Annotated in this window: 13 protein-coding genes; 9 read left to right on the top strand and 4 right to left on the bottom strand. The window is 36.0% G+C overall.

Annotation, left to right across the window (positions count from 1 at the left end; all coding sequences use genetic code 11):
• Nucleotides 1-3 precede the first annotated feature (3 nt).
• Nucleotides 4-933 carry a tRNA epoxyqueuosine(34) reductase QueG gene (gene queG, locus ACFE0M_RS01380; RefSeq protein WP_434543949.1) on the top strand — a complete coding sequence of 310 codons (930 nt, stop codon included), beginning with the start codon at nucleotides 4-6 and terminating at the stop codon, nucleotides 931-933.
• 2 nt (nucleotides 934-935) lie between these two features.
• Here the strand turns inward: queG and ACFE0M_RS01375 are convergent, their stop codons facing one another.
• Both ACFE0M_RS01375 and ACFE0M_RS01370 read right to left on the bottom strand, forming a co-directional pair.
• On the bottom strand, nucleotides 936-1,541 hold the full coding sequence (locus ACFE0M_RS01375) for a hypothetical protein (protein ID WP_434543948.1): 606 nt from the start codon (nucleotides 1,539-1,541) through the stop codon (nucleotides 936-938).
• 323 nt (nucleotides 1,542-1,864) lie between these two features.
• Nucleotides 1,865-3,055, bottom strand: coding sequence for an exo-beta-N-acetylmuramidase NamZ family protein (locus ACFE0M_RS01370; RefSeq protein WP_434543947.1), 1,191 nt, complete (start codon nucleotides 3,053-3,055; stop codon nucleotides 1,865-1,867).
• 22 nt (nucleotides 3,056-3,077) lie between these two features.
• Between ACFE0M_RS01370 and ACFE0M_RS01365 the strand changes: the two genes are divergently transcribed.
• From ACFE0M_RS01365 to ACFE0M_RS01340, 6 genes are all read left to right on the top strand, one after another.
• Nucleotides 3,078-4,295 carry an ABC transporter permease gene (locus ACFE0M_RS01365; protein WP_434543946.1) on the top strand — a complete coding sequence of 406 codons (1,218 nt, stop codon included), beginning with the start codon at nucleotides 3,078-3,080 and terminating at the stop codon, nucleotides 4,293-4,295.
• Between the two features lie 332 nt (nucleotides 4,296-4,627).
• Entirely contained in the window at nucleotides 4,628-6,016 is a 1,389-nt protein-coding gene (gene hisS / locus ACFE0M_RS01360) for a histidine--tRNA ligase (protein ID WP_434543945.1), read from the top strand.
• A complete protein-coding gene (gene hutH, locus ACFE0M_RS01355; RefSeq protein ID WP_434543943.1) occupies nucleotides 6,009-7,499 on the top strand; it encodes a histidine ammonia-lyase in 1,491 nt (496 codons plus the stop codon). Before hisS ends, hutH begins: the two co-directional genes overlap by 8 nt.
• Nucleotides 7,496-9,421, top strand: a complete 1,926-nt coding sequence (locus ACFE0M_RS01350; RefSeq protein ID WP_434543942.1) for a gliding motility-associated C-terminal domain-containing protein — start codon at nucleotides 7,496-7,498, stop codon at nucleotides 9,419-9,421. Before hutH ends, ACFE0M_RS01350 begins: the two co-directional genes overlap by 4 nt.
• 2 nt (nucleotides 9,422-9,423) lie before the next feature.
• Complete coding sequence (locus ACFE0M_RS01345; protein ID WP_434543941.1) at nucleotides 9,424-9,762, top strand: YbaB/EbfC family nucleoid-associated protein; 339 nt, start codon at nucleotides 9,424-9,426, stop codon at nucleotides 9,760-9,762.
• Nucleotides 9,755-10,756 carry a glycosyltransferase family 2 protein gene (locus tag ACFE0M_RS01340; protein WP_434543940.1) on the top strand — a complete coding sequence of 334 codons (1,002 nt, stop codon included), beginning with the start codon at nucleotides 9,755-9,757 and terminating at the stop codon, nucleotides 10,754-10,756. The genes ACFE0M_RS01345 and ACFE0M_RS01340 overlap by 8 nt, the downstream gene beginning before the upstream one ends.
• Before the next feature lie 24 nt (nucleotides 10,757-10,780).
• Here ACFE0M_RS01340 and ACFE0M_RS01335 read toward each other — a convergent pair whose 3' ends face one another.
• Together ACFE0M_RS01335 and ACFE0M_RS01330 are read right to left on the bottom strand one after the other, a co-directional pair.
• Complete coding sequence (locus tag ACFE0M_RS01335) at nucleotides 10,781-11,374, bottom strand: hypothetical protein (RefSeq protein WP_434543939.1); 594 nt, start codon at nucleotides 11,372-11,374, stop codon at nucleotides 10,781-10,783.
• A complete protein-coding gene (locus ACFE0M_RS01330; RefSeq protein ID WP_434543938.1) occupies nucleotides 11,371-12,507 on the bottom strand; it encodes a serine hydrolase domain-containing protein in 1,137 nt (378 codons plus the stop codon). Before ACFE0M_RS01330 ends, ACFE0M_RS01335 begins: the two co-directional genes overlap by 4 nt.
• Nucleotides 12,508-13,131: 624 nt before the next feature.
• On the opposite strand from ACFE0M_RS01330, the gene ACFE0M_RS01325 reads away from it, so the two are divergent.
• On the top strand, nucleotides 13,132-16,515 hold the full coding sequence (locus tag ACFE0M_RS01325) for a GEVED domain-containing protein (RefSeq protein WP_434543937.1): 3,384 nt from the start codon (nucleotides 13,132-13,134) through the stop codon (nucleotides 16,513-16,515).
• 128 nt (nucleotides 16,516-16,643) lie between these two features.
• Nucleotides 16,644-17,585, top strand: a complete 942-nt coding sequence (locus ACFE0M_RS01320) for a proline iminopeptidase-family hydrolase (RefSeq protein ID WP_434543936.1) — start codon at nucleotides 16,644-16,646, stop codon at nucleotides 17,583-17,585.
• Nucleotides 17,586-17,598: the final 13 nt, after the last annotated feature.

Here is a 17,598-nt window from a genome sequence, read left to right as displayed (position 1 = left end):
TTGATGACTTCATTAAAAGAAAAACATACCAAAATCATCAAATCCATAGCCTCCGATTTGGGCTTTGATTTCTGCGGTGTGTCCAAAGCAGGATTTCTAGAAGAGGAAGCACCAAAGCTGGAAGATTGGTTGAAAAAGGGATACCATGGCAAAATGCATTACATGGAAAACCATTTTGATAAACGCCTCGATCCCACAAAATTGGTAGAAGGCGCTAAATCAGTGGTTTCCTTAATGTATAATTATTATCCTGAGCAAGACTTAGCCAAAAGTGATTCCTATAAGATTGCTAAATATGCCTATGGTAAGGATTATCATTTTGTTGTAAAAGACAAGTTGAAAGATTTTATGTCACGAATCCATGAGGAAATAGGAGAGGTAGGCGGAAGAGTTTTTGTGGACTCGGCACCCGTAATGGAAAGGCAATGGGCAGCCAAAAGTGGTTTGGGATGGTTAGGAAAAAACAGTTTGTTGCTTAATAAACAAAGAGGAAGTTTCTATTTCCTGGCAGAGCTCATTATTGATTTAGAGCTTGAAGAAGATGGACCAATGCAAGATTACTGTGGAACCTGCACCAAATGTATAGATGCATGTCCTACCGATGCTATCGTGGGAGATGGAGTTGTAGATGCCAGTAAATGTATATCATATTTGACCATTGAATTGAAAGACGATCTGCCTACGGAGTTTTCCGATAAAATGGAGGATTGGGTTTTTGGTTGTGATATTTGCCAGGATGTATGCCCGTGGAACCGCTTTTCAAAACCGCATAAAGAAGAAACTTTCCAATCCCATCCCTTATTAACCGAAATGGATAAAAAAGACTGGGAAGAAATGACCAAGGAAGTATTCAATGAAGTTTTTAGGAAATCTGCTGTGAAACGGACTAAATATAGTGGTTTAATGCGAAATATTGATTTTATAAAATCCTGATCTTAAGGCTGGAAAATTGCAGGAATTACATTTTCCAAATCCTCTGCATTCATAGCATATTGAACATAATCAGGCAAATCTTTCAAAGGCATCATCAAAAGTCCAATTTTTTCACTTTCAGCATATTCATGATAATCGGCTACAGAATGAAGGTGTAATTTGATAAAACCTAAAGGCTCAAAATATTTCTTAGTTAACAGTACTAATTTTTGTTCTTTTAAGCGGTTGTTTTTACTTAGTTCATAAGGTGAGATAATGGTAGCTGGAATAATGGTTTCAGGCAAAAAGGGTTGAATTACTTTAAAAGAATCTTCAAAATTTTCATGTCCCGTAAACTTTATTAAGGCTTGTTCTTCTATTGGGTGGTTACGGTGATAGAATAAAACAGGTCGCTGAAATTTTGCTAAACTCTTCAAGAAATTTCCTAAGTCAATTTTAAAACCTGGTTCTTTCAATTTTGATAAGGGTAATACTAGCTGCTTACGGTCTTCATGCTTCGCTAGACAACTATTGCATATTCCATTTTTACAAGAGTAAAATGATTTGGCTGGTACCCAATCGTTCGCTTGGTTTTGTCCTCCCTGATTCTCTATAAATTTAGCTTCCATCTTCCCAATTGTTTTTCACAAAATTCGCACAATTGTAAAGAAGCTGCACTGAGATTAATAAGGAGCTAATATGATAAATGTCATGGTTTTGAGAAAGAATCTAGAATCTAGAGTCAAGAATCAAGACCAAGGTTTGACAAATGATAATTGAAAGTCGACAAAACTTCGAGCTTCCGACTTCATACTTCTAACTTTTTATAATTTTCAATTTTCGGTCTGACCTGCGATACTTACCTAGTCAATATATCCATAAATCCGCAGCAGATTATAATCTGATTGCAAACAGTGTTATCCCATAGGGGGATTAAGGAGGCTCTAATTTCCTAAGGGGCTTTATAAATCAAATACTTCTCCCTCATCTTCTTATATTCTTCCAAGCCTGCTTGCCAACTCATTTTAATCTCTTCTTCTGAAAAACCTGCTTCAATTTGCTGGCGCAATGATTCTGTCCCGACTAATTTGGTCAGAAAACTATTGAAGTATTCATCCTTATTTGGAAATGCTTTATAGAAATCTATTAAATATCTTAGTGAAATCCCTTCCTCAAAATCCTTTGATTGGAATTGAATACCATAACATTTTTTATCTTCAAATGGCGGGTGCACACTGCTTACTGGCATGCTAACGGGAGTGAAAGTATGCTCAAAAGAGGTCAATGCTGGATGACCAATTTGCTGAAAAGGCTTTTCAGTTCCTCTGCCCACACTAATTACCGTTCCTTCAAACAAACATAAAGAAGGATAAATAGCTATGCTTAAATCATTCGGCAAGTTAGGCGAGGGTTTTATGGGCAAGGAATAAGTATCATGATGACTATAATTTTTATTCTTGATAATTTTCAATTCACATTGGAGTTCATTTTTCAGCCATTTTTCTCCATTGATCATTTGTGCTAACTCAGCTACCGTTAAACCATGCAAAATCGGTATTGGGTGCATTCCTACGAATGATTGATGTTCCATTTCTAAAATTGGTCCATCCACATACATTCCGTTTGGATTGGGCCGATCTAAAATCATTAATGGAATATTATTTTCAGCACAAGCTTCCATTACATAATGCATGGTGCTGATGTAAGTGTAAAATCTTGCTCCCACATCTTGAATATCAAAGATGATGATGTCCAAATCTTCCAACTGCTCTTCTGTAGGTTTTTTATTTTTTCCGTAAAGGGAAATTATGGGTAAGCCTGTTTTTTCATCTATACCTGATTTTACCGTTGCACCGGCATCAGCTTCACCTCGAAAGCCATGTTCTGGAGCAAATACTTTTGTGATATTGATTTTATGTGATCTCAAGGTATCGACTAAATGCGTCTGCCCAATTGTGGAAGTCTGATTGACAACCACACCTACTGATTTCCCTTTCAAATAGGGGAGATATTCTTCGGTTTGGTATGCTGCAGGAAGTGAGGTATTTTGTTGGGCCATGCAGGCATTTGCTAAAATCATAAAAAATAGACCGCAAAGCGGAATGAGTTTGCCAATGAAATTGTAATTTGCAGTTTGAATCATAAATCAAAAATAAAGTTAATTCTTGAATCTACCTGATTTTATAGCGAAACGTACGATTAATTCTAAAACCGGTCAATTTTCCGGCAGTATTTATAAAATTGCCATCAGCAGCATTGCCATTGGATTGGCCATTATGCTGGTTGCGCTTTTGATTTTAGGCGGATTTCAAAAGACCATCAAAGATAAAGTTTACAGCTTTGCAGGTCATATGCAAGTGACTAAATATACACTTAGTAATTCCTTTGATGAATCACCTATTTCAACAGAAACCAACTTTTTCAAGCATCCCAAGGACTTGGATTTTATTCAACATGTGCAAGGTGTCGCTTATAAGGCGGGCTTGTTAAAGACCGAAGAAGCAGTTGAAGGAGTGGTGATTAAAGGAATTGGTCAGGATTATGATACTGCGAACTTTGCTTCAAACCTAATTCAAGGTCGATTTCCAAATGTTAGAGTTGATAATTACAGTACAGAAGTTATCATCAGTAAGGAAATTGCGCAATTATTAAGAATTGAATTAGGTGACAAAGTCATTATGTATTTTGTGCAAAATCCACCTAGATACAGACAGTTGGAAATTGTAGGGATTTATGAAACAGGCCTTGAAGATTTTGATGAGCGAATTATTATTGGGGATATTAAAATGATCCAAAGATTAAATGATTGGAATGCGAACCAAGTGGGAAGTTATGAAGTTTTCATTAATGACAAATTGGATGAAGAAGAAGCTGAATCCATCGTTTTTGATAAGGTTGAAGCTGATCAATTTGTAAATCTTACCAGTAAAAAATATCCGCAGTATTTTGAATGGCTAGAATTACTCAATCAAAATGTCAGATTGTTTTTAGTCTTGATTTTGTTTGTGGCTTGCTTTAATATGGTGGCCGTTATTTTTATTTTGACCATGGAAAGGACCCCAATGATTGGAATGCTAAAATCCATGGGGGCAAAGAATCAATTGATCCGAAATATATTTTTGATGAGTGGATTGAGATTAACCTTCAAAGGACTTCTCTACGGTAATTTAGTGGCACTGGGCTTTGCAGTATTGCAATATTATTTTCACATCATTCCGCTTGATCAAGAAAATTACTACATGAATTTTGTGCCTATTTTATGGGATTTCAAAATGATATTAGGCTTGAATGTATTGGTTTTGGTAGTAGTCTTGATTTCCCTTTTTCTTCCCGTTTGGTTTATAGCAAGGATGAAACCTATTAAGGCTATAAGGTTCGATTAAGTATAAAATCTCTTCATGTCATTCAAATGTCGGACATCCTTATGAAGAGTAATCAATGCTCCTAATATCTAACATTTCCGTATTTTCATTTTCTATTTTTTTATAACCCCAAATATTTAAGATGTAAACTTTTTAAGGAAGGTTCACTTCGAAACTTCAATATATCATTACTTCAACACCTCAGAACTTACTTCAAAATTTTGTAGATTTGCGCCTAAATTAAATATAATTTATTAGGCACTTGCACGAGAAAGTTTAGTATTTTCCTGATATACTGTGACTAATAAAAACATTTGTGAAATTAATTATTAGATTCCATATAATAGTAAAAAATGAGCAAACAGAAACCTTCTATCCCTAAAGGAACCCGTGATTTTGGACCGGCTGAAATGGCTAAAAGACATTTTATTCTGGATACCATCAAAAAGGTCTATCAAAAATATGGATACGCGCCCATAGAAACACCGGCTATGGAGAATTTAAGCGTATTGCAAGGGAAATATGGAGATGAAGGGGATCAGTTGCTTTTTAAAATATTGAATTCTGGTGATTTTCTTTCAAAAACCCAAGAAGAAGATCGTAATGATTCTAAAGTTTTACAACCGAAAATATCTGAAAAAGGCCTTCGCTACGACCTTACGGTACCATTTGCCCGCTTTGTGGTGATGAACCAGCATAATTTAACTTTTCCTTTTAAACGTTATCAAATTCAGCCAGTTTGGAGAGCGGATCGACCGCAAAAAGGAAGGTACAGGGAGTTTTTTCAATGTGATGCAGATGCTATTGGAACCAATTCCATGTTATGCGAGGCAGAAATAGTCTTGATGATACAAGAAGTATTTAAAAGCTTGCAAGTCAAAAAAGCCAATAGTTTGGATTATGCCATCAAAATCAATAACCGTAAAATTTTATCGGGTATAGTAGAGGTGATGGGTGCGGAAGGCAAGGAAACCGATTTTGCAGTGGCCATTGATAAATTGGATAAAATAGGGGAGGATAAGGTTAAAGATGAGTTATTGGAAAGAGGCTTTGCACAATTCGCTATCGATACATTATCGCCTTTATTTACTTTAAGTGGCGATAATGTAGAGCAATTAAATTTCCTTAAGGATTTCTTGAAAGACTCTGAAATTGGTCAAAAAGGATTAGTCGAGCTGAATGAGGTGTTTGAAATTTTAGCTTCCTTTGGAGCCAAAGTTCCACAACTCGAATTGGATGTGACTTTAGCCCGTGGGCTTTCGTATTACACCGGGGCTATATTTGAAGTAAAACCCAAAAATGTGGAAATGGGGAGTATTTGCGGTGGTGGAAGATATGACGGCTTAACCGATACATTTGGCTTGCCCGATGTTTCCGGTGTAGGGATTTCATTCGGAGTGGATCGTATTTACGATGTATTGGAAGAATTGAAGCTATATCCCGATAATGCTGAAAGCAGCACAGAAGTTTTGATGGTAAGCTTCGATCAAGAAAGCTGGAAATACTCCTTGAAAGTACTGCATAGATTAAGAACCGCCAATATAAAGGCAGAACTTTACCCTGAGCCGATAAAGTTGAAAAAACAAATGAAATATGCGAACGATAAACAAATTCCTTATGTGATTTTGGTAGGCTCAGAAGAAATGAAAACAGGCGATTTAACCTTCAAAAATATGAAGGAAGGAACGCAAGAAAGCTTAAATGCAGAAAGCATTTTAAAACGATTTTTAGGATATGAGTAATTTTTTTGTACTAGGCGAACACGATCTTACACTAGCTGAAATAAGAGTAATTCTATCAGAAAATAAAAAACTGAAGCTGGCGGATAAGGCTGTGAATGCCATTGTTAATTGCCGGAAATTTTTAGACGAACATATTCAGTCTTCCGAAGATCCTATTTATGGAATTAATACCGGTTTTGGCTCGCTTTACAGTCGAAATATATCCAAACCGGATTTAGAGCAACTGCAATCTAATTTGGTGATGTCCCACGCCTGTGGTACTGGGCCAGAAATTGATAAGCGCATTGTGAAAATCATGCTTTTGCTCAAAATTCAATCATTGGCGTATGGACACAGCGGTGTACAATTGGAAACTGTTCAGCGTTTGTTGGATTTCTACAATGCTGATATTTTACCCGTGATTTATGAGTCTGGTTCCTTGGGTGCATCGGGTGATTTAGCACCTTTGGCTCATTTAGCATTACCTCTAATAGGCAAGGGAGAAGTCTATTTCCATAATGAAAAAATTAGTGGGGAAGCTTTAATGGCCAAAATGCAATGGGATCCCATTCATTTAAAAGCAAAGGAAGGTTTAGCGCTTTTGAACGGAACTCAGTTTATGAATGCATTTGGCGTTCATTCGGTCTTGTCTTCAGAGGATATTTTAAATTGGGCCAATACCATCAGTGCCTTATCATTAGATGCCTTTGATGGTCGGCCAGAGCCTTTTGATTCTAAAATTCATTTAATCCGAAATCAGGATGGACAAAAAATAGTGGCTAAGAAAATTTTGGAACTGCTTGATGGAAGTGAAATCATCCATCAAAGCAAAGTTCATGTTCAGGATCCTTACAGTTTTCGTTGTATTCCGCAGGTGCATGGTGCCAGTTTTGACGCTATTGATTATGTGAAAAATATTGTAGGAAAAGAACTGGCCGGTGTTACGGATAACCCTAATATTTTTCCGGAAGAAGGGGAAATTATTTCCGGTGGTAATTTCCATGGTCAACCTTTGGCTCTTTCTTTGGATTTCTTGGCCATTGCATTAGCAGAATTAGGTAGTATTTCTGAAAGAAGAACCTATCAATTAATTTCCGGTAGTCGTGGCTTGCCTGATTTTCTAGTAATGAATCCCGGCTTGAATTCTGGTTTGATGATTCCTCAATACAGCGCGGCAAGTTTGGTAAGTCAAAGTAAACAATTATGTACACCGGCTTCCGTGGACAGTATTGTTTCTTCAAACGGTCAGGAGGATCATGTGAGTATGGGGGCAAATGCGGCAACCAAGCTTTTTAAGGTGGTAGAAAACACCTATCAAATATTGGCAATCGAACTGATAAATGCTTCACAGGCAATAAAATTTAGAAGACCATTAAAGACAAGCTCACATTTAGAAGAAATAATTCGTAATTTTAGGCAAGAGGTATCGTTAATTGAAGATGACAGGATATTACATGATGATATTGTAAAGGCTGTCCATTTTATTAAAAATAATTTAGCTTGAGGACATTACTACTTATTATTTTTCTGGTTTTAAATTCATTTTCATTGTGGGCGCAAGGTAGCTTTACAAGTGAAAACGGATTGTTTAGTGTTAACTATCTTAAAGGATGTGAATTTACCCAAATTGAAGTGACTCCAATCAATGCTACAGGTACGCCTTTTATATGTTTTGATGCTGATTTATCTGATATTGGGGCAAATAATGATTGTTTTGGAAATCCTGCTCAAGAGGCTGAGGATTTCAGGTTTACCTATCAAGATGCGGGTACCTATAATATATTGTTTTTAAGGCAATTATCGAATTCTCAAGTTTATGATAGCATAACCATAGAAATCATTGATCCCCGTACTCCTTTTGTATCCTTATCAAGTTGTAATGATGATTTGGTTTTAGACCTCGATCCTCAACAGGAGACCTTTGATTTTTACACAGTGGATTTCGGAGATGGATCCGTTCCACAAGAATATTCTATAAACGCATTTCCCTTCACTTATCAATATGGAGATCCCACACAGGAGTTTACCATGACGGTAACAGGTTCCTTTAATAATACCGGCAATAACAATTGTAGTAATAATGTTTTTACGAACACCTTTATTCCAGTTGAACAAAATGAAGAGGCAGCCTCTATCAATAGCCTCGAAATATTATCGGAAAACAGTTTTGAAATTGATTTTTCATTAAATGAAAATCAAAGTTACCAGTTGCAACTCAAGCAAAATGAAAATGGTAATTACGAGAATGTGGCTACCTTTTCGGGTATGGAGAATGGAAGTTATACTTTTCAGAATCTAAATTTAGATGAAAATTTTTATTGTGCCAGAATCATTACCACAAGTCAATGCAATGGTCAGGAATTGATTTCCAATGAGGTTTGTACCATTCAGTTTTCTGCAACAGCTGATTTGGAAGGGAATATATTAGATTGGAATCATTTTAGCTTTGAAAATTCACAGCTTTTAAAAAATGGGCAAGTTATTCATACGGGGAATGCCCCCTTTGTTGATGAAAATGTTTTGTGCGGGCAGACGGATCAATACCAGATTTCCGTCATTGATGAAGCTGGAATAGAAATTGTTTCGCTGGTGAAGGAAGTAACGGCAATATCTGGAACACCAACTATTCCTATTTCTCAAATTTCCACCAATGTATTATCAGACAATGAAGTTGAACTCACCTGGGAAGTGCCACAGGGTTTACAACCGGATCGTTTTATCATTTATAAAAAAAGAAACCCTAATGAAGATTTTTTTAGGTTGGATACCACAAGTACCAATACTTATGTGGATCAAGGAATAGCCTTTTTTGACCGCATATATTATTATTCCATAGCTTACATCAATAGTTGTGGAGGTATCTCCCCAGTACAAACAATTGCCTCAAATATTTTATTAAAATTAGATCAAGACGAGAGCATCATTAATTTCAATTGGAATTCCTTTACTGGTTTTAATTCACAATTAAGGGAGTATGTAATTGTGAAATATGATGAAAACATGAACTTACTTGATGAAAATAATATTGGATTAGACTCTGTTTACAGTGAAAATATCGCTCAGAGTAATGATCAATTGGTTTTTTATCAAGTGGAGGCCTATTCTGAGAGTGGACTAATAGCTTATTCTAATTTGCTAAGATATAAAATCCCTTCTAGCTTTTATGTCCCTTCAGGCTTTTCACCAAATGGGGATGCCCTAAATGAAGAAATTCATGTAGTAGGTAAATTTATTGAGGAGGTAGAATTTAGTATTTATAACAGATGGGGTACATTAATATTTAGAAGTAATTCATTGGAAAAAGGCTGGGATGGCTTTCTTCCTACTCGCCCTGCTCCAGAAGGAACTTACAGTTATACTGTGCGTGTAAAAGATAAATATGGAGAAGAATATTATAAAAGTGGTGTTTTTAATTTAATAAGATAGATATGTTTGATATGATGAAAATGATGGGACAGATTAAAGAAGTTCAGGGCAAGGTAAAGCAAGCTCAGGAAAATTTAGTCCACATCACAGCAGAAGGAGAAGCCGGTGCTGGAATGGTGAAAGCCAAAGTTAACGGGAAAAAGCAAGTAGTTAGCATTGAAATAGATGATTCATTGGTAAATGAAAATGATAAGGAAATGATTCAAGACCTGACTGTAGCTGCAATAAATAAAGCTATGGAAGAGGTGGATGTTTTGGCAAAGGAGGAAATGAGAAAAGCTACTGATGGTGCCCTTCCAAATATCCCCGGAATGGATTTAGGCAATATGTTCAATGGCTGATAGCGTAGCAGTAGTAATACTTAATTATAACGGCAGGAATTATCTTGAAAAATTCCTGCCTATTGTTATACAAAATTCCATTCCACATGAAGTAATTGTAGCAGACAATGCTTCAACTGATGACTCAATTGATTTCTTAAAAGAAAATTATCCTGACCTAAGATTAGTTGAAATTTCCAAAAATTTAGGATACGCTGGAGGCTATAATGAGGCTCTAAAAAAAATCAAGTCGGACTTCTATGTTTTACTCAATTCAGATGTAGAAACTACGCCCCATTGGATTGACCCTGTCATAAGCTTGATGAAGAAAAATGAAAAAATTGTGGCTTGTCAGCCCAAAATTAAGTCATTTCATCACAAAGACTATTTTGAATATGCCGGTGCGGCAGGTGGATTTATTGATTATTTAGGTTATCCCTTTTGCAGGGGACGGATTTTTTCAAATCTGGAACAAGACCAAGGTCAGTATGATGATAGCATTCCTGTGTTTTGGGCAACTGGGGCTTGTTTGTTTGTGAAATCTCAGGCTTTTCATGAATTAGGAGGATTGGATGATAAATTTTTTGCTCACATGGAAGAAATTGATTTTTGCTGGCGAGCTAAAAATCATGGTTATCAAATATATTATTGCGGGGAAAGCACTGTTTATCATGTTGGGGGTGGCACTTTAAAAGCCGAAAGCCCTTTCAAAACTTATCTGAATTTTAGAAATAATTGGCTATTACTTTTTAAAAACCTCAGTATAGAAGAATTTAAGGCTATAAAAAAACGCAGAAAGCGTTTGGATCTACTGGCGGCTATTCAATTTATGGCAAAAGGGAAAAAAGCCAATGCAAATGCTATTTTAAAAGCCCACCGTGATTTTAAAAAGATGAAAGATGATTATAAATCAAATCCTTCAAATGGTTTAGATCATCCTGAAGTTTTTAAGAAATCAATAATTAATCAATTTTTCGTAAAAGGGAAAAGAATATTCTCTGGTTTGAATATGTAATGGTAAAATCTACTTTGTTTAAAGTTAATAGCATTCTTCATTGTAGAATGCAGCCATCTCCTCTGGAATTTTAAAATAGTTATCATACATTTTTTCCACAAGTTCAGGGCAATCTGAAAAAAGATTGGCCAGGTGCTTTTTCTTAAAGCCGAGGATCCCTTGAGTCGCTCGAATCATTTCAGTGGAATTAGCTTTCCTGAAAAATGGAATCTCTAATTCATACCCACTTTCAGGATCTCTGTATTCGTCCCAGTATAAATTAACTTTTCCGTTTGCTGTCAATCGCATAAAAACTTTCTCTCCTTTCCCAGCAATACTTCTGTGGAATACTGTAAATAGTTCAGTGTAACTATCATACCATAATGATTCATACATTTGGTCTCCGATTTTATAAGAAAGGATATCTTTTGGCCCATATTTTTTATTGAATATCCAAAAGCCTTTCATTTTGACTTTATTAAATATTTTTCCAAAGGGCTCAGGACTCCTGTCTTTAAGTTGTCCATAAATGGTATCTTTTTGATTGGTAACAATGTAGCCATTCTGATATTCAGATTGGCCTGAAGCATAAAAGCCTGAGGTATTCAGTAAAAGCCATAATATGAAAATATTTTTCACTTAATTGAATTTTGTACCAATCTCACTACATCATCTATTTTTGAATTGTCAATCCAGCGAGAAACAATCACTAAATCATTTGCTTCATCAATAATGATATAATTTCCTCCAAAACCTGCCGCATAGTAAACTTCTTTCGAAACACCTTCCCAACTTCCTTGGCTATTGTTCCACCATAAATAACCATAGTCAGACTTAGCCTTAGAAGATTTTTGTACGCTTTTCACCCAATCTTTAGAAATCAATTGCTTTTCAACCCACTTTCCATTTCTTAAGAATAACAATCCAAACCGGGCATGATCTAATGTGTTAATGAATATTCCACCTCCGAAATGGCCACCACCACTTACAGATTGAACTTTTATGCCATCAACATTCACATAAGAATTGTGATAGCCCAACCAACGCCAAGTAGTGGAGGCGCCTATTGGATCCATAATCTTCTCTTTCAAGACTTGAGGTAGTGGTTTTCGCCATACTTGCAATAATGAATATGCCAACACATTTACTCTTACATCATTGTATTTGTAATGAGTGCCGGGTTCATATAACTTTCTGGCTCTCCAATCATCAATTTCACCCTCTCTAGGAGATCTGTCGGCCCAGTCGTAAAGCCCAAATTGTTGTCCAGACCAATCAGAGGATTGAGTCAATAAATGATCCCAGGTAATTTTTTTATTATGGGAGCCATCAAAAGTTCCATCCCAAACGTATTCATATACTTTGTCGTCAATATTGTGAATCAGTTTTTTATCCAATGCCAAGCCGGCCACAGTAGAGAGGTAGCTTTTAGCAACACTAAAAGTCATGTCAACATGCTTAATATCTCCCCATTCCCCAACTATATAACCATCTTTAATGATTAGTCCGGCAGGTCCGCCACGTTCTTTAGTTTCACCTAAAATTTCAAAATAAGGTTCCCTGGAGAAGGCTTCAATTATGGCGATTCTCAAATCTCTATTTACAGCGTTTTCATTTTGGCTAGCTATGTTGATAGCGCTGTCCAATAATGGCTGGCTCATGTTCAATGAACTAGCTGATTTTCTTTCCCACTCCTGACTGGGGTAGTATTGGCCACTGATCTCATAACAAAAGAGAAATATGCTAAAAATTAGGGGGTAAAATATTTTCATAGGGTTGTAAAATTTTGAATGATTGAAAATAATCAATTTAAATCAAATGTGTCAGTGATAGGTTCTTTAAATGTCATTAAATCACAACACTATTAGAAATGTTTAATTTATAAATAGTTTAGTGTATTTTTATTACTGTTTTTATAATATAACTTTTCCGTTAAAACATGTGGATAAAAATTTTAAAAAAAATAAATATATTACATCCTTTTAAATTCCCTTCTAACTTGATTTTAAGCTTTATTTTTAATTAAAGTATCAATTCATAATCTTCAATTTCAAAATATTTATTTGTTTTAGTTTTATTTTTTCAGAATAAAATTCTTATAATTGTGATTAAATGAAGATAATAAACCGCATAATTGACCAAAACCTAATTTAGGATGTTTAAAAATCTGAAAGAACAGCTAATTAAAAATATCTTTACTTACCAAACAAAAATATCACATAGATTCAATGTACTTACATGTATTTCAATTAGTATAATCATACCTCAAATTATGTTTTTAGAAGATTTTCAATTTAGATGACCTTTCCAATTGAATAGTAAATATTAGAATAATTATAATTAAATTTTTTAAGTCGAATTAAGACTCGACATATTTTTCACGAAAACTAAATCAAATGAATACAATTTTTACAAAACTAAACCTCTTGGCTTTAGCATGTTTCCTTATAGGAAGTACTGCATTCGCTCAGACTACTGAGCAAAGAGCCAAAATTACCAATCAATACAATAAGCAAGTATTGAGTGAATTAGAACAAAATTTTTCAGCCAAAGCCCAAAAGGAAAAGCAAGAAGCTATCGAAATGGCTCAACAAAAAGGTTGGGAAGTGAAGATGTACCTCGAAGATGGACGATATGCTGAATTACAAAAAGTAACCGCTACTGGTGAACCTATCTATTATATTACTTATAATGTAGATGCGGCTAAATCCACTAGAACTGACTGGTTAAACTCAGGCGGTGGTTTAGGTTTGAACCTAAATGGAGACAACTTAACTGCCCACGTCTGGGATGGCGGTTTAGCTCGTGCCTCTCACCAAGAATATGATGGTGCTGGTGGTTCTAATCGTTTTTCTGTTGGTGATGGGTCAAGCACCTTGAACTTTCATGCGGCACACGTTACAGGAACAATTATCGCATCTGGTGTTCAAGCTGCAGCAAAAGGAATGGCGCCACATGCTAATGCTATAGGTTATGATTGGAATAGTGATTTATCTGAAGCTACAAATGCTGCTTCAAATGGTATGTTGGTTTCTAATCACTCTTATGGTTATAGAGGTGACCAATTACCTGATTGGTATTTTGGTGCATATATAGACGAATCAAGAGATTGGGATAATTTAATGTATAATTCTCCTTATTATATGATGGTTGTTGCTGCGGGTAATGACGGAAACCAAGATAGTTACAATGGAAGCCCATTAGATGGAAACAGCTCTTTTGATAAATTATCTGGGCATTCTACTGCGAAAAATAACCTAGTAGTAGCTAATGCACAAGATGCCAATATTGATAGTAATGGTAACTTAATTGGTGTTAATATCAACAGTTCGTCAAGTGAGGGACCAACTGATGATTACAGAATCAAGCCCGACATTACGGGTAACGGAACTGGGGTTTACTCAACTTATGAAAATAGTAATACTGCCTATAACTCAATTACCGGTACTTCAATGGCTTCACCTAATGTAGCAGGCTCAATTTTGATTTTACAGGAACATGCCAACAATGTATTTGGTAATTATGCAAGAGCGGCAACCATTAAAGGTGTTGTTTTACATACTGCTGATGATTCGGGAATCACGGGTCCTGATGCTGTTTGGGGTTGGGGTCTAATGAATGCTAAAAGAGCTGCAGAAACCATGACTGGTGCTGGAGATATTTCCAAAGTGGAAGAGTTAACTTTGAATAATGGCCAGACTTATTCCGTTACTGTTGAATCGGATGGTACTAGTCCATTATTGGCTTCTATTTCTTGGACAGATCAAGGTGGAACTGCGAATACTGGAACTACTAATGACAATACTCCGGTATTGGTGAACGATTTAGATATCAGGGTAACTAAAAATTCAACTACTTATTCTCCTTGGAGATTAACAGGAGTAAACAGTAATTCTAAAGGAGACAATAATGTGGATCCATTTGAGAGAGTAGATATAAATAATGCTAGTGGTTCTTATACCATCACAGTAACACATAAAGGTTCTTTAGCCAGTGGAAGTCAGGATTTTTCTTTGGTTGTTACGGGTATTTCAGGTGAGCCTGTTGCTTGTGAAGCTACAACTCCTACAAGCTTCTCAGCTTCTAATGTAGGTTCAAACAGTGCTGATTTAACTTGGGATGCTGTTACTGGTACGACTTATGACGTTCGTTACAGAGTTTCAGGCACCTCTTCTTGGACTACTGAAAGTGTATCATCAAATTCTTTAACGCTTTCAGGTTTAAGCTCAACTACTCAGTATGAAGCTCAAGTAAGAAGCAAATGTTCTGATGGAACTTCTTCTGCTTATTCTTCAAGCATAAGCTTTACTACCACTGAAGTTCAATTAGTATATTGTGATTCTAACGGAAATAATGTTTCGGATGAATATATTGGACGTGTACAATTAGGTAGCATTGACAATTCTTCAGGTGCTGCTAGTTCTGGTTATGCTGACTTTACTTCTCAATCTACTGACTTAGGTATAGGGGATGCTGCCACTATAACTATCACACCGGAATGGACTGGAACAGTTTATAATGAAGGTTATAGCGTATGGATTGATTACAATCAAGATGGAGATTTTAATGATGCTGGAGAGCAAGTTTGGACGCAATCAGCTACAAGCAATACACCTGTAGGTGGAAGCTTTACAGTTCCTTCTGGAGCACTTTCAGGAAATACTACTATGAGGGTTTCTATGAAGTATAACGGAATCCCTTCTCCATGTGAATCATTTTCTTATGGTGAAGTGGAAGATTATACAGTAAATATTGCGGAAGGAACTCCTGAAGTATGTACAGTTCCTTCAAGCTTATCATCTTCTAGCATTGGGGAAACTACAGCTACACTAGCTTGGTCAAGCGAAAGTGCCGCTAATGACTATACGGTAAGAATCAGAGTGTCTGGAACAAGCTCTTGGAGCACACTAGCTGCTTCAAGTAATAGCGTTAATGTTTCTGGATTAACCGCTGATACGCAATATGAATGGCAAGTAAGAAGCAATTGCTCTAGTAGCAGTAGTAATTATTCAAGTTCTAGCTTATTTACCACGGACGCACCAGTGCAGTTAGAGTATTGTGATTCTCAAGGAAATAACTCTAGCTATGAGTGGATTCAAAGAATTGTTTTAGGTAGTATTGACAATACCAGTGGAGACAATGGCGGCTATGCTGACTTTACAAATCTTTCAGCTGATTTACCAAGAGGAACTTCTACTACTATGAACGTTCAAGCTGGATTTAGTGGAAGTAGTTATACTGAATACTGGAGTATCTGGATTGATTTAAACCAAGATGGAACATTCAGTTCGGGTGAGAGATTAGTAAATGGTTCTTCAAGTAGTAGTAGTTTACTTAGTGCTACATTGAATATTCCTTCTACAGCCTTAACAGGTCCAACTAGAATGAGGGTAACTATGAAGTATAATTCACAGGCAACCCCTTGCGAAGCTTTTGCTTATGGAGAAGTTGAGGATTATACGGTCAACATTACCAATAGTACTTCCAGTATGGTGACGATGAACAATGACTTAGATGGAGAAACTTTGGGTAATGAAGATAATATCGTAAACTATAGCTTGTACCCTAATCCAGCACAAGATAAACTGAATGTGAATATCAGAAACATTGATGCTTCTAAAGGTATTCAGATTTACAGCAGCAATGGTGCGCTTGTAAGATCGATCAATACTGGAAAAGAAATCAATACAATTGATGTGAGCACTTTGGAAAAAGGGATGTACATCTTAAAAGCCAATACAGCTAAAGAAGCTGTTAGTGCCAACTTTATTGTGAAATAAAGTAAATTATTCTCATAATTTTCAAACGCATGGGGCATTGCTTCATGCGTTTTTTTATGCTTCAGAATTAATGTTTAAATTTTTCAAAATAATTACCTAATTTGAAGATTCATTTTACAAATCCACAGATGAAAAAGACAATAATCGTTGCCCTATCTTTAATTTTATTATTTAGTTGTCAATCCCAAGAAACCAAAAATCAACTTGCGGCTCATGAAGGTAAAATTCAAGTTGAAGGAGGAGAGATTTGGTATAAGGTAATGGGAGAGGGAGAAAATACTCCTATCTTAACTTTACATGGAGGCCCAGGCGGAACACATCGATATTTTTATCAATTGAGTCCTCAAAATAAGGATAGAAAAGTGATTTTATTTGACCAATTGGGAGGAGGAAGATCAGACTATCATACGGATACTACTTTAATGACGGTGGATCATTTCGTGCAGCAAGTAAAAGCATTAAAAGACTCATTGGATTTGGATGATTTTTACTTATTGGGCCACTCTTGGGGCGGTGCACTTGCTGTAGAATATTACCTTCAATATCCTGAAGGGATTAAGGGTATGATTTTAAGCAGTCCGTTGATCAGTACCCCGAGATGGGAAGCGGATGCCGATACTTTGATCAAAAGCTTACCTGATGATATGCAAGCAATCATTAATGAGGCTAATGAAACTGGAGAATATAATACCGAAGACTACCAAAAGGCAGATGCTTATTATTGGAGTCAATTTGGGTTGAGAACTTCCAAAAATGCTCATCCCTTGGATACTGTTGAGGTTTCGGGTAATGCTGTAATTTATAATTACATGTGGGGTCCAAGTGAATTTAGATGTACTGGAACCCTGAAAGATTTTGACAGAACGGAAAGTCTAAGCAAAATTGAAGTCCCAACATTATTTGTGACTGGTGAATATGATGAAGCTAGACCTAAAACGGTTGAGTATTTCAGTACCTTAACACCTAATGCCACTTTCAAAGTGGTGGAAGGAGCGGGGCATTCAACTTTGCATGATAACCAAGAAGGGTATAATCTTATTTTGTCAAATTTCTTAAAGAGCATAAACTAATATCAATTCCTAA

The sequence above is a fragment of the Marivirga sp. genome (assembly GCF_051117495.1).
Lineage (GTDB): Bacteria > Bacteroidota > Bacteroidia > Cytophagales > Cyclobacteriaceae > Marivirga.
The sequence above is the reverse complement of the archived record's forward strand: the minus strand, read 5'-3'. Positions and strand labels throughout refer to the sequence as shown.